Origin of the sequence: Klebsiella africana, assembly GCF_020526085.1 — a bacterium.
In the GTDB taxonomy this organism is placed as follows: Bacteria; Pseudomonadota; Gammaproteobacteria; order Enterobacterales; family Enterobacteriaceae; genus Klebsiella; species Klebsiella africana.
The window spans coordinates 533,136-550,014 of sequence record NZ_CP084874.1 but is presented as its reverse complement, the minus strand read 5'-3'; the positions used below and the strand labels follow the sequence as shown (position 1 = coordinate 550,014).

The window sequence follows — 16,879 nt, the reverse complement described above, 5'->3', positions numbered from 1 at the left end:
CCCGCAACGTGTTGCGGGGCTTTCATCCGTTACCGGGACGCGAAAAACTTATTCAGCAACGATGCTGATGAATTTACGGTTTTTCGGGCCTTTAACTTCGAACTTGACTTTACCGTCAGTCAAAGCGAACAGAGTGTGGTCACGGCCGCAACCAACGTTGGTGCCAGCGTGGAATTTGGTACCACGTTGACGAACGATGATGCTACCTGCCAGAACTGCTTCACCGCCGAAACGTTTTACGCCCAGACGTTTAGCTTCTGAATCGCGACCGTTACGAGTCGAGCCGCCAGCCTTTTTATGTGCCATTTAAATCTACTCCTCAGGTCTTAGGCGCTGATGCCAGTGATTTTCACATCAGTGAACCACTGACGATGGCCCTGCTGCTTACGATAGTGTTTACGACGACGAAACTTAACGATTTTAACTTTCTCGCCACGACCGTGAGCAACAACTTCAGCTTTGATTACGCCGCCCTCAACGAAAGGAACGCCGATCTTGATTTCTTCACCGTTTGCGATCATCAGCACTTCAGCGAATTCAACAGCTTCGCCAGTTGCGATGTCCAGCTTTTCCAGGCGAACGGTCTGACCTTCGCTTACTCGGTGTTGTTTACCACCACTTTGGAAAACCGCGTACATATAAAACTCCGCTTCCGCGCACCTCTTTATGTGATTCAGAGTGCGCTATAAATATTCACAATAGGGCGCGAATATTACGCAAATCGCGAGCCTTTGACAAGAGCGATCAGCGATCAATGCAGAAAAAAAACACAACTTTCACGACAACGTTTATCTACGGCAATTTTTAAGTACAATCATATCTTCTTTTAATTCTGTCTTAATCCTTCTGTGATCCCACCTGGATTCATGGTAACAGGACATTTGGCCCGGCTTTTGCGATGAATTTAGAAAAAATCAATGAGTTAACCGCGCAAGATATGGCGGGTGTCAATGCGACGATTCTTGAGCAACTCAACTCCGATGTTCAGCTTATCAATCAGTTAGGCTATTACATCGTCAGCGGCGGCGGCAAACGCATTCGCCCGATGATTGCTGTGCTCGCCGCACGCGCGGTGGGCTATCAGGGGAGCGCGCATGTCACTATTGCTGCGCTGATTGAATTTATTCATACCGCCACCCTGCTCCATGACGACGTCGTCGATGAGTCAGATATGCGTCGCGGCAAAGCCACGGCCAATGCGGCGTTCGGCAATGCCGCCAGCGTGCTGGTCGGCGATTTTATCTATACGCGCGCCTTCCAGATGATGACCCAGCTGGGCTCACTGAAGATCCTCGAAGTTATGTCGGAAGCAGTGAACGTCATCGCCGAAGGCGAAGTGCTGCAGCTGATGAACGTCAACGACCCGGATATCACGGAAGAGAACTACATGCGCGTCATCTACAGCAAGACGGCGCGTCTGTTTGAGGCAGCCTCCCAGTGTGCCGGCCTGCTGGCAGACTGCACTGCGGAAGAAGAGCGCGCGTTGCAGGATTATGGCCGCTATCTCGGCACCGCTTTTCAGCTGATCGACGATTTACTCGACTACAGTTCGGACGGCGAGCGGCTCGGTAAAAACGTCGGTGATGACCTGAACGAGGGTAAACCGACGCTGCCGCTGCTGCACGCCATGCACCACGGTACGCCCGATCAATCGGCGATGATCCGCGGGGCGATCGAACAGGGTAATGGCCGTCATCTGCTGGATGCCGTGCTGGAAACGATGGCCACCTGCGGTTCGCTGGAGTGGACGCAGAAGCGTGCCGAAGAAGAAGCGGACAAAGCCATTGCCGCGCTGCAAATCCTCCCGGACACCCCCTGGCGTGAAGCCTTGATCGGGCTGGCGCATATCGCGGTTCAGCGCGATCATTAATTCTCCTCTCCTTCCCGCGCAATGCGCGGGAAAGTTCCAGTAAAATTCCATTTTCCACCCTAAGCTTCCGAATACCTTGATACATTCTGAATATTTCGGCGCTTTAACAGAACTTGTTAGAACCTTACATATTACGCGGGTATAGTGTCACTGTCGCCCATGTGGGACGATCTGGACCTTTAACACCAGGAGAATTTATGGATAAGTTCATCGACTGGCATCCCGCAGATATTGTTGCCGGATTACGTAAACGGGGAACATCGCTGGCGGCAGAGTCGCGACGGCACGGCCTGAGTTCTTCAACACTGGCTAACGCCCTGACCCGCCCCTGGCCGAAAGGCGAATTGATTATCGCCACGGCGCTGGAAACGCAGCCATGGGTCATCTGGCCATCGCGCTACCACGACCCGGTGACTCATGAGTTTATCGACAGAACGCAGATGATGCGTCAGAAGAAGATGAACAAGTGATGTGAATGACTGTGACCCCGGACCATATCGTCACGGGGTCACTGCCATGAGGCGGTTACTCGCCCTTCACGCGCTGAATATTGGCACCCAGCGCCTGCAGTTTATCTTCGATACGCTCATAGCCGCGGTCGATATGATAGATGCGATCGACGATGGTGGTTCCTTCAGCGATACAGCCAGCCAGCACCAGACTCGCCGACGCGCGCAAATCGGTTGCCATCACCTGCGCGCCAGAAAGCTGCTTCACGCCGTGACAAATAGCGGTATTGCTCTCAATCTCCGCGTGCGCCCCCATACGGATCAGCTCCGGAATGTGCATGAAGCGGTTTTCAAAGATCGTTTCGGTGATCACACCGGTCCCTTCCGCCACCAGGTTAAGCAGCGTGAACTGGGCCTGCATATCGGTCGGGAAGCCCGGGTGCGGCGCGGTACGCACGTTAACCGCTTTCGGACGGTTGCCGTGCATATCAAGGCTGATCCAGTCTTCGCCCGTTTCGATGTCAGCCCCGGCGTCGCGCAGCTTCGCCAGTACGGCATCCAGGGTATCCGGCTGCGCGTTACGGCAAAGGATCTTACCGCCAGAAATCGCCGCGGCGACCAGGAAAGTACCGGTTTCGATACGGTCCGGCAGTACACGGTATACGCCGCCACCCAGACGCTGCACGCCTTCGATAGTGATGCGGTCGGTGCCCTGACCGGTAATTTTTGCGCCCAGCGCGTTAAGGAAATTCGCGGTATCGACGATCTCTGGCTCGCGAGCGGCGTTTTCGATAATCGTCGTCCCCTCGGCGAGGGTCGCTGCGCTCATGATGGTGACGGTGGCGCCGACGCTCACTTTATCCATCACGATATGCGCGCCTTTCAGACGACCATTGACCGAGGCTTTAACATAACCTTCTTCCAGTTTGATCTCGGCACCCAGTTGCTCCAGCCCACTAATGTGCAGATCGACCGGACGCGCACCAATAGCGCAGCCGCCTGGTAAAGACACTTGCCCCTGACCAAAACGCGCCACCAGCGGGCCCAGCGCCCAGATAGAAGCGCGCATGGTTTTAACCAATTCGTATGGAGCACAGAATACGTCTACCGGGCCAGCATCAATCCATACCGAGCCATTGCGCTCAACCTTCGCGCCCAGCTGGCTCAGCAGCTTCATGGTGGTGTCGATGTCTTTCAGCTTAGGTACGTTCTGGATCTCTACCGGCTCTTCAGCAAGCAGCGCGGAAAAGAGGATTGGCAGGGCGGCGTTTTTTGCACCGGAGATGGTGACTTCGCCCTGTAGGCGAGTCGGCCCCTGAACACGGAATTTATCCATTGATTCTGTTCTCTATTAAAAATTCACATACGCTGCAGGGGATCCCCCACAGCTTAGAAGCCATTTAGTTTGCGGTCTCGCGCCCACTCCTGAGGAGTAAAGGCCTTGATCGACAGCGCATGGATGCGGTTGTCAGCAATATATTCCATCAGCGGCGCATAGACGCTCTGCTGCTTTTTAACCCGACTCATGCCATCGAACATCTCACCCACAGCAATAACCTGAAAGTGGCTGCCATCGCCAGAGACGTGGACTTCCTGGAGGGGGAGTGCGTTCATCAGCACGGTCTGAATTTCATGATTTTCCATGGGCTCAAATTTATCTGATAGTGAAAACAGCCCAACATCTTAGAGGAAAGTGACGCGGTCTTAAACAAGCAAAAAGCCCCGGCGAAAAGATTGCCGGGGCTTTCGGAATAGCTTCAGTGCTAACGCACTGAAAAGATTATGGGATCATATCGACAGGCAGGTTGTAAAGACCGATCAGCGTTTGCAGATTCTCGCTCTTACCGATCAGCTGCGCTTCCCGGCCATGACGGCGTATCAGCGCCACAAAGTGCACTAACAGCGCCAGGCCAGCGGTGTCCACACGTGTGATGTGGCTAAGATCGATGATCCCCGCCCCCTCTGTCGCCTGAGCCCGCGCCTCCCAGAGTGGGACCAGCAGATCCTGGTCCAGCTCTCCGTGCAGCGCCAGCGTCTCGCCCTCGCGAGTCCAGCTCAGCTGCCCGGTCATTATTTTTTCTGTTCCAGGGTGATCGGCTGCGCAGAGATCGCTTTCAGCTGCGCAGTCAGACCGTCAACGCCCTTGGTGCGCAGCAGATCGCTCCACTCATTCTGTTTGGTGGTGATCATGCTGACGCCTTCGGCGATCATATCGTAGGCCTGCCAGTTGCCGGTCTGGGTGTTTTTACGCCACTGGAAGTCCAGACGCACCGGCGGACGGCCGTTCGGATCGACGATGGTCACGCGGATAGGCACAATGGTGGCATCGCCCAGCGGCTGCTCCGGGGCAATCTGATAAGTCTGGCCATGATACATCGCCAGCGCCTGGCCGTAGGCTTGCTTCAGGTACTCACGGAAAGCGGCAAAGTAGGCTTCACGCTGCGCCGGAGTCGCTTCTTTGTAGTAGCGGCCCAGCACCAGCGCGCCGGCATATTTCACCTGCACATATGGCAACAGTTCCTGATCAACGATGTCGCGCAGATAGTTAGGGTTGGCTTTAATCTTCGGCTGTTCATTCTTCAGGCGATCGAAGGTTTTCTGCGCCGCTTCATTCATCAGCTTATACGGGTTGGACTGGTCTGCCGCCTGGGCGGCGGTCAGCGGGGCAATCACCAGCATGGCGACCATGAGTAAGCGTTTAAACATATCGTGTTTCTCCTGAAATTAATGCGTCGTGCCGGCTGCCGGCGTCGCGTCAGTATGACCTTCTGCCTCGGCCTTATCATTGCCAGAATTCTGATTGTCGCCGCCCTTACTGTTATAAAGGAACTGACCAATCAGATCTTCTAGCACCATGGCGGACTTGGTGTCCTGGATAGTGCCGCCGTCTTTAAGGATAGTCGTCCCGAGGTCCGGGTCTTCAAAACCGACGTTCAGCGCCAGATACTGCTCGCCAAGCAGGCCCGAGGTGCGGATCGCCAAAGAACTGGTATCCGGGATATGGTTGTAGCGCTGATCGATATCGAGCTCTACGCGTGGTAGATAAGTTTTCGGGTCGAGGGTGATGTCCGCTACCCGCCCCACAACTACACCGCCGATGCGTACCGGCGAACGCGCCTTCAGGCCGCCGATGTTATCGAAGGTCGCATAAAGACGATAAGTCGGCTCGGTACGTAGCGAGGTGACGTTCGCCGCTTTCAGGCAGACAAACAGCGCCGCCAGCAGCGCTACCAGTAAGAATACCCCTACCCAGATTTCATTTTTTTTCGTTTGCATGAACTCAATTCCCAAACATCAGCGCAGTCAGCACAAAATCCAGCCCCAGAACCGCCAGCGACGCATGCACCACGGTGCGCGTTGTCGCCCGGCTAATCCCGGCGGAAGTGGGGATAGCGTCATAACCATTGAATAACGCAATCCAGGTTACCGTAATGGCAAATACCAGGCTCTTAATCAGGCAGTTGACCAGATCCATTCGCCAGTCGACGGCGTTTTGCATCGCGGTCCAGAAAAAACCACCGTCAATGCCCTTCCAGCTCACGCCCACCAGCGCACCGCCCCAGATCCCCACCGCGACGAAGATAATCGTCAGCAGCGGCAGCGAAATGACACCGGCCCAGAAACGTGGAGAAATGACGCGACGCAGCGGATCCACCGCCATCATCTCCATACTGGAGAGCTGTTCCGTGGCCCGCATCAGGCCAATCTCGGCGGTCAGCGCCGACCCGGCGCGCCCGGCAAACAGCAGCGCGGCAACCACCGGCCCCAGCTCGCGCAGCAGCGACAGCGCCACCAGCATGCCAAGACTGGTCTCTGCACTGTAAGTAGTTAAAACCAGATACCCCTGCAGCCCGAGCACCATACCGATGAACAGGCCCGAGACAATAATAATCAGCATCGACAAAACGCCAACGTTGTAGAGCTGACGAACCAGCAGCGGCGCGTGCTTGCGAAACTCTGGTTTGCCGACAACGGCGTTGAAAAGCATTAATCCGGCGCGTCCAAACGTCGCGGTAGTTTTAATCCCGCGATGCCCTAGCGCGGCCAGCGCATTAAACAGCATGAGTCGCTCAACTCCCTATGCCTAATAAATCATGGTGATAGTCGCCAGCCGGATAACGGAACGGTACCGGACCGTCGGCAATACCATCAATGAACTGACGAACCCGAGGATCGGCATTCTCCCGCAGCGACTGGGCACTACCGTGGGCGACAATCTTTTTATCCGCCACGATATACGCGTAGTCCGCGATGCTAAGCACCTCAGGCACATCATGCGAAACCACGATGCAAGTGACACCCAGCGTACTGTTGAGTTCAGAAATTAGCTTCACCAGCACGCCCATGGTGATAGGATCCTGCCCGACGAACGGTTCGTCGAACATAATCAGATCCGGCTCCAGGGCAATGGCTCTCGCCAGCGCGGCACGGCGCGCCATCCCGCCGGAAAGCTCGGAAGGCATTAACTTCGCCGCACCGCGTAGCCCCACCGCTTCCAGCTTCATCATTACCGTCGTATGCAGCAGCGCAGGAGGGAGATGCGTATGTTCGCGCAGCGGATAGGCAACGTTATCAAAGACATTGAGATCGGTGAACAGCGCACCGGACTGGAACAGCATGCTCATCCGCTTACGCACCGTATAAAGACGCGAACGTGTCATCTGCGGCACGTTCTCGCCATCAAACAGGATCTCTCCCCTGTCCGGCGGGATCTGCCCGCCGATCAGGCGTAACAGGGTAGTCTTGCCGATCCCCGAAGGTCCCATAATCGCAGTAATTTTACCGCGCGGCACCGACAGCGAGATGTCGTCGAAGATCACACGATCGCCGCGAGAAAAGCGGATACCGCGCACTTCAACTAAATTCGCCTGAGTTTGGCTCATAAAATCATCCTTACTAAACACCTGACGGGCAAGCATGGCCCTTTCTTACGCCACAATCACAACATTTTTACAGAATCTTACCTGCACAGGTTAGCGAAAGCTGGCATTTGTTTTACTTTTGGCACACATAAAGTCAAAATTAAGAATTCGTTACGCTGCGTAGGGATAACCCAGCGAGGCGACGATTATACCTGAAGAAAGGACTTTAGATGCTCTTAGCGACGGCTCTGTTAATTATTGGTTTATTGCTGGTTGTCTACAGCGCCGATCGTCTGGTCTATGCCGCTTCTATTCTGTGTCGCATGTTGGGGATCCCGCCGCTGATCATCGGTATGACGGTGGTGAGTATTGGCACCTGCCTGCCAGAGATCATGGTTTCCACCGCGGCCTCGCTGCACGGGCAGACCGATCTGGCGGTCGGCACTGCGCTCGGCTCCAACATCACCAATATCTTACTGATCCTCGGTCTCGCCGCCTTACTCAGGCCATTTACCGTGCATTCTGATATTCTGCGCCGCGAATTACCGCTAATGTTGCTGGTGAGCGTGCTGGCGGGACTGGTGCTCTACGATGGACAACTTTCCCGTCTCGATGGGCTATTTTTGCTGACGCTAGCGTTTCTTTGGCTGCTGTTCACCATCAAAATCGCTCGTCTGGCGGAGCGCCAGGGAAGCGATAGTCTGACCCGGGAACAGCTGGCGGAACTGCCACGCGAAGGGTCGCTGCCGGTCGCTCTGCTCTGGTTAGGGGTGGCGATGATTGTCATGCCGATGGCCACCCGTATGGTGGTGGATAACGCGACGGTACTGGCGAACTTTTTTGCCATCAGCGAACTGACCGTCGGCTTAACGGTTATCGCTATCGGCACCAGCCTGCCAGAGCTGGCTACCGCCATCGCTGGCGCGCGGAAAGGAGAAGATGATATTGCCATCGGCAATATTATCGGCGCAAACATCCTCAATATTGCGCTGGTGCTGGGGCTACCCGCGCTGATTGCGCCGGGGACTTTTGCCGCTGAAGCCTTTACCCGCGATTATGGCGTGATGCTGCTGGTCAGTCTGATCTTCGCGGTACTGTGCTGGCGCCGCCAGCAGCAGCCGGGACGACTGGTTGGCGCACTGCTGGTCGGCGGCTTTGTAGTTTGGTTGGCGATGCTGTTCTGGACAGCGCCGCTCTTCGTTGAATGACTCGGGATAACATCATGTCGCAAATAGATTTGCCCACGGATTTTGACTTTCAACAGGCAGGCCGTCAGGTGCTGGAAATTGAACGTGAAGGTCTGGCCCAGCTCGATCAATATATAAATGAAGATTTTACCCATGCCTGCGAAACCATTTTCCGCTGCGGCGGAAAAGTCGTGGTGATGGGGATGGGCAAATCTGGCCACATTGGCCGCAAAATGGCCGCCACTTTCGCCAGTACCGGTACCTCAGCATTTTTTGTCCATCCCGGTGAAGCCGCGCACGGTGATTTAGGTATGGTAACGCCGCAGGATGTGGTGATTGCGCTGTCAAACTCTGGCGAATCGAATGAGATACTGGCGCTGATCCCGGTTCTGAAACGCCAGCAGGTGAAACTTATCTGCATCACCAGTCGACCGGAGAGCAGCATGGCGCGCGCGGCGGATATTCACCTGTGCGTGAAAGTGCCCAAAGAGGCCTGCCCGTTAGGGCTGGCGCCCACCTCCAGCACCACCGCGGCGCTGGTAATGGGCGATGCCCTCGCCGTCGCTCTGCTGGAAGCCCGCGGCTTTACCGCCGAAGATTTCGCCCTGTCTCATCCGGGTGGCGCACTTGGTCGTAAGCTGTTGCTACGCGTCAATGATATTATGCATACCGGTGATGAAATCCCGCACGTCGGCTTACAGGCCACCCTGCGTGATGCGCTACTGGAAATCACGCGTAAAAATTTAGGCATGACTGCCATCTGCGATGACAATATGAATATCATCGGCATTTTCACCGATGGCGACCTGCGCCGGGTCTTCGATACCGGCGTCGATATGCGCGATGCCAGCATTGCCGACGTCATGACCCGGGGAGGGATCCGCATCCGTCCCGGCACCCTGGCGGTGGATGCGCTTAACCTGATGCAATCCCGTCATATTACCTGCGTGCTGGTTGCCGATGGCGACCATCTGCTGGGTGTGGTACATATGCACGATCTGCTGCGCGCGGGCGTAGTGTAAGTAAGGAAAAAATAATGAATAATGCTGATGCTCAGTTAGCAACCTGCTACGGGCCGGTAAGCCAGACGTTTCTCGATCGCGCGGCGAAGATCCGTTTGCTGATCCTCGATGTCGACGGTGTATTATCCGACGGGCTTATCTATATGGGTAATCAGGGCGAGGAGCTGAAGGCGTTCAACGTCCGTGATGGCTATGGTATCCGCTGTGCGCTGACCTCGGGTATTGAAGTGGCGATTATTACCGGGCGAAAAGCTAAACTGGTAGAAGATCGCTGTCAGACGCTGGGCATCACGCATTTGTATCAGGGGCAGTCGGATAAACTGCTGGCGTTCCGCGATCTTATGGACAGACTGGGTGTGTGCGCAGACGAAGTCGCCTACATCGGTGACGATCTGATTGACTGGCCGGTGATGGCCGAAGTAGGCCTTAGCGTCGCCGTTGCGGATGCGCATCCGCTGCTGCTGCCGCGCGCCGATTACATCACCCGGATTAATGGCGGCCGTGGCGCGGTACGTGAAGTCTGCGATTTGTTACTATTGGCGCAGGGCAAGTTGGATGAGGCCAAAGGGCAATCAATATGAGTAAAACCAGACGTTGGGTTATCATTTTACTGTCGCTGCTTGCGCTGATCCTCATCGGCCTGAATCTGGCGAATACGGACGACACGGCCCAGCCGGAGGTCAATCCCAACGACCCGACGTATAAAAGCGAACATACCGACACCGTGGTGTACAGTCCGGAAGGTGCCCTGAGCTATCGGCTGATTGCCGAACACGTGGAGTATTTTTCCGATCAGGAGGTCTCCTGGTTTACCAAACCGGTCATGACCACCTTTGATACCAATAAGGTGCCGACCTGGTCGATCAGGGCAGACAAAGCGAAGCTGACGAATGACCGGATGCTCTATCTTTACGGGCACGTTGAGGTGAATGCGCTCGCGCCGGATTCTCAACTGCGCAAAATTACGACGGATAACGCCCAAATAAATCTGGTAACGCAGGACGTTACCTCCGATGACATGGTGACGTTATACGGCACCACATTTAATTCCAGCGGCCTGAAAATGCGTGGAAACCTTCGCAGTAAAAATGCCGAGCTGATTGAAAAGGTGAGAACCTCTTATGAAATTCAGAACAAACAAACTCAGCCTTAAGATTGCGCTCGCCGGCGCGTTACTGGCCGCCAGCCTGCCGTCTCTGGCCAAGACGGGCGATACCGATCAGCCGATCCACATCGAGTCCGATCAGCAGTCGCTGGACATGCAGGGCAATGTCGTCACCTTCACCGGTAACGTGGTCGTGACCCAGGGGACGATCAAGATTAACGCGGATAAAGTGGTGGTCACCCGTCCGGGCAATGAGAAAGGCAAAGAGGTGATCGAAGGTTTTGGTAACCCGGCCACGTTCTATCAGATGCAGGATAATGGCAAACCGGTAAAAGGCCGGGCGTCGAAAATGCGCTACGAGCTGCAGAACGATTACGTCGTGCTAACCGGCAACGCTTACCTTGAGCAGCTCGACAGCAATATCAAGGGCGATAAGATCACCTATCTGGTGAAAGAGCAAAAAATGCAGGCCTTCAGCGACAAAGGTCGACGCGTCACCACCGTTCTGGTGCCGTCTGAGCTGCAGGACAAAAGCGGCAACCAGCAAAAGAAGAGTAACTAATTCGTTATGGCAACCTTAACTGCGAAGAATCTCGCCAAAGCTTATAAAGGCCGCCGCGTGGTGGAAGATGTCAGTCTCACCGTTAACTCCGGGGAGATTGTCGGCTTGCTCGGCCCGAACGGCGCCGGTAAAACCACTACCTTCTACATGGTGGTCGGCATTGTGCCGCGCGACGCGGGCAATATTATTATCGATGACGAAGACATCAGTCTGCTGCCGCTGCACGCGCGCGCGCGCCGGGGCATCGGCTATCTGCCGCAGGAAGCCTCCATTTTCCGTCGCCTGAGCGTCTATGACAACCTGATGGCGGTTCTGCAGATCCGTGACGATTTGAGCAGCGAACAGCGGGAAGATCGTGCCAAAGAGCTGATGGAAGAGTTTCATATTGAGCACCTGCGCGACAGCCTCGGTCAGGCGCTCTCCGGTGGTGAACGCCGCCGCGTTGAAATCGCCCGCGCGCTGGCGGCAAACCCAAAATTTATTCTTCTGGATGAACCGTTTGCCGGCGTTGACCCGATCTCCGTTATCGATATCAAACGCATCATTGAGCACCTGCGCGACAGCGGTCTCGGCGTTCTGATTACCGACCATAACGTCCGTGAGACCCTCGCGGTCTGCGAACGCGCGTATATTGTCAGTCAGGGACACCTTATCGCTCATGGTACACCGCAGCAGATCCTCGAAGATGAGCAGGTTAAGCGCGTGTATCTTGGGGAAGACTTCAGACTCTGATAGGGTAGAGGTTACAGACGTTTTAGCCGGAGATATTTACCCTGAACATGAAGCAAGGTTTGCAATTAAGGCTTAGCCAACAGCTTGCCATGACGCCGCAGCTGCAGCAGGCGATTCGTTTGCTGCAGTTGTCCACGTTAGAACTCCAGCAAGAGCTCCAGCAAGCGCTGGAAAGTAACCCGTTGCTTGAGCAAACCGATCTTCACGACGAGGTAGAGGCAAAAGAGGTGGAGGACCGCGAGTCCCTCGATACCGTCGATGCGCTTGAGCAAAAAGAGATGCCCGACGAGCTGCCCCTCGATGCCAGTTGGGATGAGATCTATACCGCCGGCACGCCGTCGGGTAACGGCGTCGACTATCAGGACGACGAACTACCTGTCTATCAAGGTGAAACCACCCAGACGCTTCAGGATTACCTGATGTGGCAGGTTGAGCTGACGCCTTTCACCGACACCGACCGCGCAATTGCCACCTCCATCGTCGACGCCGTCGACGATACGGGCTACCTCACCGTTCAGATTGAAGATATCGTCGACAGCATCGGCGATGACGAGATCGGCCTGGAAGAGGTGGAAGCGGTCCTGAAGCGCATCCAGCGTTTTGATCCGGTTGGCGTCGCGGCAAAAGATCTGCGCGACTGCCTGCTGATCCAGCTGTCGCAATTCGCCAAAGAGACGCCGTGGCTGGAAGAGGCTCGGCTGATTATCAGCGATCATCTCGATCTGCTGGCAAACCATGATTTCCGCACCCTGATGCGGGTGACGCGCCTGAAAGAAGAGGTGCTGAAAGAGGCGGTGAACCTGATCCAGTCCCTGGATCCGCGTCCTGGCCAGTCCATTCAGACCAGCGAACCGGAATATGTCATCCCGGATGTGCTGGTGCGCAAGGTCAGCGGCCGCTGGACCGTGGAGCTCAACGCCGACAGCATTCCCCGGCTGAAAATTAATCAACAGTATGCAGCCATGGGCAACAACGCCCGCAATGACGCCGACGGCCAGTTCATTCGTAGCAATCTGCAGGAAGCCCGCTGGCTGATTAAAAGTCTGGAAAGCCGCAACGATACCCTGCTGCGCGTCAGCCGCTGCATCGTTGAACAACAGCAGGCTTTTTTCGAGCAGGGTGAAGAGTATATGAAGCCGATGGTGCTGGCCGATATCGCCCAGGCCGTCGAGATGCATGAATCGACGATTTCCCGTGTGACCACGCAAAAATATCTGCACAGTCCGCGCGGTATTTTTGAACTGAAGTATTTCTTTTCCAGCCATGTGAATACCGAAGGCGGCGGCGAAGCCTCGTCGACGGCCATTCGTGCGCTGGTGAAGAAGTTAATCGCCGCGGAAAACCCCGCGAAGCCGTTGAGCGACAGCAAGCTCACTTCCATGCTGTCCGAGCAGGGTATCATGGTGGCGCGCCGCACTGTCGCAAAGTACAGAGAGTCTTTATCCATCCCGCCGTCAAACCAGCGTAAACAACTGGTCTGACACAACCGATAAGGAAGACACTATGCAGCTCAACATTACAGGACACAACGTCGAGATCACTCCCGCCATGCGCGACTTCGTTACAGCGAAGTTCAGCAAGCTGGAGCAATTTTTCGACCGGATCAATCAGGTCTATATTGTGTTAAAAGTAGAGAAAGTGACGCAAATTGCGGACGCGAATCTGCATGTCAACGGTGGCGAAATCCATGCCAGTGCGGAAGGGCAGGATATGTATGCAGCTGTCGATGGTCTTATTGATAAGCTGGCAAGACAGTTAACGAAGCACAAAGATAAACTAAAACAACACTAATTGTCCGGGCCCCTCTGCGTCCGCTGCTAGGTACCATCGGCGGCGGGCGCGGGGGCGCTCAGGTGAAATTATGATGAACAACGATTCGGCTCTACAACTGAGCAACGTCCTGAACCAGGAATGTACCCGTAGCCAGGTTCACTGCCAGAGCAAGAAGCGTGCTCTGGAAATCATTAGCGAACTGGCCGCCAAACAGTTAAGTTTGCCGCCGCAGGTGGTGTTCGAAGCGATCCTCACCCGTGAAAAAATGGGCAGTACCGGGATCGGCAATGGTATCGCCATTCCTCACGGTAAACTGGAAGAGGATACGCTGCGTGCTGTCGGTGTTTTTGTCCAGTTGGAAACCCCCATCGCCTTCGACGCGATCGACAATCAGCCTGTTGATCTGCTGTTCGCGCTGCTGGTGCCGGCCGACCAGACAAAGACTCATCTGCATACGCTCTCCCTGGTGGCCAAACGGCTGGCGGACAAAGCGATTTGCCGTCGCCTGCGCGCGGCGCAGAGCGATGAAGAGTTGTATGAGATCATCACCGAAGCAGGAAGCAGCGATGACGCATAACGGCAGTCGCACCTTATCCTTTATCGTACTGAGGAGAAACGGTACATGGTACTGATGATCGTCAGCGGCCGCTCGGGCTCGGGGAAATCCGTCGCTCTGCGAGCGCTGGAAGATATGGGCTTTTACTGCGTGGATAACCTGCCGGTCGTGCTGTTGCCAGACCTGGCGCGGTCGCTGGCTGACCGCAATATCTCCGCGGCCGTCAGCATCGACGTGCGTAACATGCCGGAATCACCGGAGATCTTCGAGCAGGCGATGCAGAATCTGCCGGAATGCTTTTCGCCGCAGCTGCTGTTTCTCGATGCCGACCGCAATACCCTGATTCGCCGATACAGCGACACCCGTCGTCTGCATCCGCTGTCGAGCAAGAATCTGTCGCTGGAAAGCGCCATCGACGAAGAGAGCGATCTGCTGGAGCCCCTGCGCTCCCGCGCCGATCTGATCGTCGATACGTCCGAAATGTCGGTGCATGAACTGGCCGAGATGCTGCGTACTCGCCTGTTAGGCAAACGCGAGCGTGAATTGACGATGGTCTTCGAATCCTTCGGCTTTAAGCACGGTATCCCGATCGATGCCGATTACGTCTTTGACGTGCGCTTCCTGCCCAACCCGCACTGGGATCCGAAACTGCGCCCGATGACCGGTCTGGATAAACCTGTAGCCGCCTTCCTCGACCGGCATACCGAAGTGCACAACTTTATCTACCAGACCCGGAGCTATCTTGAGCTATGGTTACCGATGCTGGAGACCAACAATCGCAGCTATCTGACGGTGGCCATTGGCTGCACCGGCGGTAAACATCGTTCGGTTTATATTGCTGAACAACTGGCTGACTACTTCCGCTCGCGCGGCAAGAACGTGCAGTCTCGTCATCGGACGCTGGAAAAACGTAAATCATGACCGTAAAGCAGACCGTTGAGATCACCAATAAGCTGGGCATGCACGCCCGCCCGGCGATGAAGCTGTTTGAGCTGATGCAGAATTTCGATGCCGAAGTACTGCTGCGCAACGATGAAGGAACCGAGGCGGAGGCAAACAGCGTGATTGCCCTGCTGATGCTGGACTCGGCGAAAGGGCGACAGATAGAGGTGGAGGCCAGCGGTCCGCAGGAAGTGGAAGCCCTCGCCGCGGTGATTGCCCTGTTTAACGCTGGCTTTGACGAAGACTAAACGTGACGCTTCCCGGCGACGGACGACTGGAGACTGTACCAGCCCCGGCGCCGGATTAACCCGTTAATAGAGCTTATGCTCGCGCATGAACCCTTCCCCTCCCAGCTGTCGCATCTGGCGCAGGATCCAGGCCTGGCGGCTGCGCACATAGCCCGAGGGCGCATCGGCGCGATAGCGGATCGGGTTTGGCAGCACCGCGGCCAGCAGCGCCGCTTCACCCGGCGTCAACTGGCTGGCAGGTTTATGAAAATAGCGCTGGGCGGCCGCTTCCACACCAAATATTCCATCGCCGAACTCGGCAATATTCAGGTAGACGGTCAGGATCCGCTTTTTACTCCACACGGTTTCTATGCCGATGGTCAGCCCGGCCTCCAGCCCCTTGCGCAGCCAGCTACGGCCATCCCATAAAAACAGGTTCTTTGCCGTCTGCTGCGACAGCGTTGACGCGCCGCGAATCCGCGTCTCGTGACGTTCATTGTGCGCCAGCGCTTTCTCTATCGCCGATACGTCAAATCCCCAGTGTTCCGGGAACTTCTGATCTTCGGCCGCCATCACCGCCAGCCCCATCCACGGAGAGATCTTATCCATGGCGACCCAGTCGGAATGCGCCAGATAATGGAAATCGCCGGACAGCCAGGCGCTCACCTGCCGCTCAAGCATCACCGCCGAAAACGGTACCGGCAGCACGCTAAACAACGCAATACCCCCGCCCCAGAAGACAGCGGCGATCAGTAGCAGGCGCAGCACCAAACGTTTTAACAGCGCAAGGGGCGCAACGCGGAGCCTCATGCGCTCAGCGCCAGCACGCGGGCCACCAGCTTCTCAATTCCGCTGGCGGCTTGCGCAATGTCCTCCGCCAGCATATACGCCGGCGTGGTGACCACTTTGTTGTCTTCATCCACCACGATGTCATCGACCGGGCAAGGCACGTGCTCTGCCCCCATTTCTTCCACCACATCGGCGGTATCAAGATCGGTCCCAATGGTTATCCGCAGCGGAAACGCAAAGATTTTCGGCAGCATCGCTGGGGCAATGCACATAAAGCCCAGCGGCTTGCCGGCCTGATGCATCGCCAGCGCCAGGTCCCGCAGCTCGGGATCCACCAGGCATTCGCTGCCTTCGGCGGCGAAGCTACTTAAATTTTTCGCCGCGCCGAAGCCGCCAGGGACGATCAGCGCGTCCAGCGTCTCCGCACGCGCCTGCGCCAGCGGCAGGATGTCACCGCGGGCGATACGCGCCGCTTCAATCAGCACGTTGCGCTGTTCCATCAGCGGCTCACCCGTCAGATGGTTGATGACGTCGCGCTGCGGTTTATCGGGCGCAAAGCATACTGCCTGCGCGCCGTTACGCGCGATCGCCAGCAGGGTAATAACTGCCTCATGGATTTCACTGCCGTCGTACACGCCGCAGCCGCTCAGTACCACACCAATTTTTTTCATCGCTTTCGCTCCTCCATGCAACTCGCTGAAACCAGTCAAAAATGTCGATTAACTCGCTATGCTTCACATATTTTACTGATTCATGTAACAAATTAGTTAAGCTTTGCTATCTTAATGAGCGAGCAATCCACT

24 protein-coding genes are annotated in these 16,879 nt (G+C 55.8%); 13 read left to right on the top strand and 11 right to left on the bottom strand.

Annotation, left to right across the window (positions count from 1 at the left end):
* Positions 1-48: 48 nt before the first annotated feature.
* Both rpmA and rplU read right to left on the bottom strand, forming a co-directional pair.
* On the bottom strand, positions 49-306 hold the full coding sequence (gene rpmA, locus LGL98_RS02665) for a 50S ribosomal protein L27 (RefSeq protein WP_002434222.1): 258 nt from the start codon (positions 304-306) through the stop codon (positions 49-51).
* Positions 307-326: 20 nt separating this feature from the next.
* Complete coding sequence (gene rplU, locus LGL98_RS02660; RefSeq protein WP_002918379.1) at positions 327-638, bottom strand: 50S ribosomal protein L21; 312 nt, start codon at positions 636-638, stop codon at positions 327-329.
* 260 nt (positions 639-898) lie between these two features.
* Here rplU and ispB point away from each other — a divergent pair, with 260 nt between their 5' ends.
* Both ispB and sfsB read left to right on the top strand, forming a co-directional pair.
* Complete coding sequence (gene ispB, locus LGL98_RS02655; RefSeq protein WP_004144907.1) at positions 899-1,870, top strand: octaprenyl diphosphate synthase; 972 nt, start codon at positions 899-901, stop codon at positions 1,868-1,870.
* 197 nt (positions 1,871-2,067) lie between these two features.
* Positions 2,068-2,340 carry a DNA-binding transcriptional regulator SfsB gene (gene sfsB, locus LGL98_RS02650; protein ID WP_025712537.1) on the top strand — a complete coding sequence of 91 codons (273 nt, stop codon included), beginning with the start codon at positions 2,068-2,070 and terminating at the stop codon, positions 2,338-2,340.
* A 55-nt stretch (positions 2,341-2,395) separates the two neighbouring features.
* Here sfsB and murA read toward each other — a convergent pair whose 3' ends face one another.
* The 7 genes from murA to mlaF all read right to left on the bottom strand — a co-directional run bounded on the left by murA (position 2,396) and on the right by mlaF (position 7,202).
* Positions 2,396-3,655 carry a UDP-N-acetylglucosamine 1-carboxyvinyltransferase gene (murA, locus tag LGL98_RS02645; RefSeq protein ID WP_136031086.1) on the bottom strand — a complete coding sequence of 420 codons (1,260 nt, stop codon included), beginning with the start codon at positions 3,653-3,655 and terminating at the stop codon, positions 2,396-2,398.
* A gap of 53 nt (positions 3,656-3,708) precedes the next feature.
* The gene (gene ibaG / locus LGL98_RS02640) at positions 3,709-3,963 is read right to left on the bottom strand and encodes a BolA family iron metabolism protein IbaG (RefSeq protein WP_004144910.1); all 255 of its coding nucleotides are present in this window, start codon (positions 3,961-3,963) and stop codon (positions 3,709-3,711) included.
* Between the two features lie 136 nt (positions 3,964-4,099).
* A complete protein-coding gene (gene mlaB / locus LGL98_RS02635; protein ID WP_136031083.1) occupies positions 4,100-4,390 on the bottom strand; it encodes a lipid asymmetry maintenance protein MlaB in 291 nt (96 codons plus the stop codon).
* On the bottom strand, positions 4,390-5,025 hold the full coding sequence (gene mlaC, locus LGL98_RS02630) for a phospholipid-binding protein MlaC (protein ID WP_025712540.1): 636 nt from the start codon (positions 5,023-5,025) through the stop codon (positions 4,390-4,392). Before mlaC ends, mlaB begins: the two co-directional genes overlap by 1 nt.
* An 18-nt stretch (positions 5,026-5,043) precedes the next feature.
* Positions 5,044-5,595, bottom strand: coding sequence for an outer membrane lipid asymmetry maintenance protein MlaD (mlaD, locus tag LGL98_RS02625; RefSeq protein ID WP_136031081.1), 552 nt, complete (start codon positions 5,593-5,595; stop codon positions 5,044-5,046).
* Positions 5,596-5,599: 4 nt separating this feature from the next.
* Positions 5,600-6,382 (bottom strand): lipid asymmetry maintenance ABC transporter permease subunit MlaE, encoded by a 783-nt coding sequence (gene mlaE / locus LGL98_RS02620; protein ID WP_004150949.1) that lies wholly within the window; start codon positions 6,380-6,382, stop codon positions 5,600-5,602.
* A 7-nt stretch (positions 6,383-6,389) separates the two neighbouring features.
* Positions 6,390-7,202 carry a phospholipid ABC transporter ATP-binding protein MlaF gene (mlaF, locus tag LGL98_RS02615; protein WP_004206196.1) on the bottom strand — a complete coding sequence of 271 codons (813 nt, stop codon included), beginning with the start codon at positions 7,200-7,202 and terminating at the stop codon, positions 6,390-6,392.
* Positions 7,203-7,411: 209 nt separating this feature from the next.
* Between mlaF and LGL98_RS02610 the strand changes: the two genes are divergently transcribed.
* The 11 genes from LGL98_RS02610 (at position 7,412) to npr (ending at position 15,308) form a co-directional block, all read left to right on the top strand.
* The gene (locus LGL98_RS02610; RefSeq protein ID WP_136031080.1) at positions 7,412-8,389 is read left to right on the top strand and encodes a calcium/sodium antiporter; all 978 of its coding nucleotides are present in this window, start codon (positions 7,412-7,414) and stop codon (positions 8,387-8,389) included.
* Positions 8,386-9,390, top strand: a complete 1,005-nt coding sequence (kdsD, locus tag LGL98_RS02605; protein WP_369762456.1) for an arabinose-5-phosphate isomerase KdsD — start codon at positions 8,386-8,388, stop codon at positions 9,388-9,390. Before LGL98_RS02610 ends, kdsD begins: the two co-directional genes overlap by 4 nt.
* A 14-nt stretch (positions 9,391-9,404) precedes the next feature.
* A complete protein-coding gene (kdsC, locus tag LGL98_RS02600; protein ID WP_136031076.1) occupies positions 9,405-9,971 on the top strand; it encodes a 3-deoxy-manno-octulosonate-8-phosphatase KdsC in 567 nt (188 codons plus the stop codon).
* Positions 9,968-10,543, top strand: coding sequence for an LPS export ABC transporter periplasmic protein LptC (lptC, locus tag LGL98_RS02595; protein ID WP_008806651.1), 576 nt, complete (start codon positions 9,968-9,970; stop codon positions 10,541-10,543). The genes kdsC and lptC overlap by 4 nt, the downstream gene beginning before the upstream one ends.
* Entirely contained in the window at positions 10,512-11,057 is a 546-nt protein-coding gene (gene lptA / locus LGL98_RS02590) for a lipopolysaccharide ABC transporter substrate-binding protein LptA (protein WP_136031074.1), read from the top strand. The genes lptC and lptA overlap by 32 nt, the downstream gene beginning before the upstream one ends.
* 6 nt (positions 11,058-11,063) lie before the next feature.
* The gene (gene lptB / locus LGL98_RS02585) at positions 11,064-11,789 is read left to right on the top strand and encodes an LPS export ABC transporter ATP-binding protein (protein WP_004206203.1); all 726 of its coding nucleotides are present in this window, start codon (positions 11,064-11,066) and stop codon (positions 11,787-11,789) included.
* Positions 11,790-11,836: 47 nt separating this feature from the next.
* Positions 11,837-13,270: an RNA polymerase factor sigma-54 gene (gene rpoN, locus LGL98_RS02580; RefSeq protein WP_136031072.1), complete on the top strand. Its 1,434-nt coding sequence runs from the start codon at positions 11,837-11,839 to the stop codon at positions 13,268-13,270.
* A gap of 22 nt (positions 13,271-13,292) precedes the next feature.
* On the top strand, positions 13,293-13,580 hold the full coding sequence (hpf, locus tag LGL98_RS02575; RefSeq protein ID WP_004206206.1) for a ribosome hibernation promoting factor: 288 nt from the start codon (positions 13,293-13,295) through the stop codon (positions 13,578-13,580).
* A 70-nt stretch (positions 13,581-13,650) separates the two neighbouring features.
* Positions 13,651-14,139, top strand: a complete 489-nt coding sequence (ptsN, locus tag LGL98_RS02570) for a PTS IIA-like nitrogen regulatory protein PtsN (RefSeq protein WP_004144926.1) — start codon at positions 13,651-13,653, stop codon at positions 14,137-14,139.
* Positions 14,140-14,184: 45 nt separating this feature from the next.
* Positions 14,185-15,039: an RNase adapter RapZ gene (gene rapZ, locus LGL98_RS02565; protein WP_002918428.1), complete on the top strand. Its 855-nt coding sequence runs from the start codon at positions 14,185-14,187 to the stop codon at positions 15,037-15,039.
* Complete coding sequence (gene npr / locus LGL98_RS02560) at positions 15,036-15,308, top strand: PTS phosphocarrier protein NPr (RefSeq protein ID WP_002918431.1); 273 nt, start codon at positions 15,036-15,038, stop codon at positions 15,306-15,308. Before rapZ ends, npr begins: the two co-directional genes overlap by 4 nt.
* Before the next feature lie 63 nt (positions 15,309-15,371).
* Here the strand turns inward: npr and mtgA are convergent, their stop codons facing one another.
* Positions 15,372-16,097, bottom strand: coding sequence for a monofunctional biosynthetic peptidoglycan transglycosylase (mtgA, locus tag LGL98_RS02555; RefSeq protein WP_136031069.1), 726 nt, complete (start codon positions 16,095-16,097; stop codon positions 15,372-15,374).
* Positions 16,094-16,747 (bottom strand): isoprenoid biosynthesis glyoxalase ElbB, encoded by a 654-nt coding sequence (gene elbB, locus LGL98_RS02550; protein ID WP_136031067.1) that lies wholly within the window; start codon positions 16,745-16,747, stop codon positions 16,094-16,096. Before elbB ends, mtgA begins: the two co-directional genes overlap by 4 nt.
* Positions 16,748-16,879 lie beyond the last annotated feature (132 nt).

Excerpts from the sequence above, each read along its gene's own strand:
- rpmA (WP_002434222.1), bottom strand. The coding sequence starts at position 306 with ATGGCACATAAAAAGGCTGGCGGCTCGACTCGTAACGGTCGCGATTCA.
- rplU (WP_002918379.1), bottom strand. The coding sequence starts at position 638 with ATGTACGCGGTTTTCCAAAGTGGTGGTAAACAACACCGAGTAAGCGAA.
- ispB (WP_004144907.1), top strand. The coding sequence starts at position 899 with ATGAATTTAGAAAAAATCAATGAGTTAACCGCGCAAGATATGGCGGGT.
- sfsB (WP_025712537.1), top strand. The coding sequence starts at position 2,068 with ATGGATAAGTTCATCGACTGGCATCCCGCAGATATTGTTGCCGGATTA.
- murA (WP_136031086.1), bottom strand. The coding sequence starts at position 3,655 with ATGGATAAATTCCGTGTTCAGGGGCCGACTCGCCTACAGGGCGAAGTC.
- ibaG (WP_004144910.1), bottom strand. The coding sequence starts at position 3,963 with ATGGAAAATCATGAAATTCAGACCGTGCTGATGAACGCACTCCCCCTC.
- mlaB (WP_136031083.1), bottom strand. The coding sequence starts at position 4,390 with ATGACCGGGCAGCTGAGCTGGACTCGCGAGGGCGAGACGCTGGCGCTG.
- mlaC (WP_025712540.1), bottom strand. The coding sequence starts at position 5,025 with ATGTTTAAACGCTTACTCATGGTCGCCATGCTGGTGATTGCCCCGCTG.
- mlaD (WP_136031081.1), bottom strand. The coding sequence starts at position 5,595 with ATGCAAACGAAAAAAAATGAAATCTGGGTAGGGGTATTCTTACTGGTA.
- mlaE (WP_004150949.1), bottom strand. The coding sequence starts at position 6,382 with ATGCTGTTTAATGCGCTGGCCGCGCTAGGGCATCGCGGGATTAAAACT.
- mlaF (WP_004206196.1), bottom strand. The coding sequence starts at position 7,202 with ATGAGCCAAACTCAGGCGAATTTAGTTGAAGTGCGCGGTATCCGCTTT.
- LGL98_RS02610 (WP_136031080.1), top strand. The coding sequence starts at position 7,412 with ATGCTCTTAGCGACGGCTCTGTTAATTATTGGTTTATTGCTGGTTGTC.
- kdsD (WP_369762456.1), top strand. The coding sequence starts at position 8,386 with ATGACTCGGGATAACATCATGTCGCAAATAGATTTGCCCACGGATTTT.
- kdsC (WP_136031076.1), top strand. The coding sequence starts at position 9,405 with ATGAATAATGCTGATGCTCAGTTAGCAACCTGCTACGGGCCGGTAAGC.
- lptC (WP_008806651.1), top strand. The coding sequence starts at position 9,968 with ATGAGTAAAACCAGACGTTGGGTTATCATTTTACTGTCGCTGCTTGCG.
- lptA (WP_136031074.1), top strand. The coding sequence starts at position 10,512 with ATGAAATTCAGAACAAACAAACTCAGCCTTAAGATTGCGCTCGCCGGC.
- lptB (WP_004206203.1), top strand. The coding sequence starts at position 11,064 with ATGGCAACCTTAACTGCGAAGAATCTCGCCAAAGCTTATAAAGGCCGC.
- rpoN (WP_136031072.1), top strand. The coding sequence starts at position 11,837 with ATGAAGCAAGGTTTGCAATTAAGGCTTAGCCAACAGCTTGCCATGACG.
- hpf (WP_004206206.1), top strand. The coding sequence starts at position 13,293 with ATGCAGCTCAACATTACAGGACACAACGTCGAGATCACTCCCGCCATG.
- ptsN (WP_004144926.1), top strand. The coding sequence starts at position 13,651 with ATGATGAACAACGATTCGGCTCTACAACTGAGCAACGTCCTGAACCAG.
- rapZ (WP_002918428.1), top strand. The coding sequence starts at position 14,185 with ATGGTACTGATGATCGTCAGCGGCCGCTCGGGCTCGGGGAAATCCGTC.
- npr (WP_002918431.1), top strand. The coding sequence starts at position 15,036 with ATGACCGTAAAGCAGACCGTTGAGATCACCAATAAGCTGGGCATGCAC.
- mtgA (WP_136031069.1), bottom strand. The coding sequence starts at position 16,097 with ATGAGGCTCCGCGTTGCGCCCCTTGCGCTGTTAAAACGTTTGGTGCTG.
- elbB (WP_136031067.1), bottom strand. The coding sequence starts at position 16,747 with ATGAAAAAAATTGGTGTGGTACTGAGCGGCTGCGGCGTGTACGACGGC.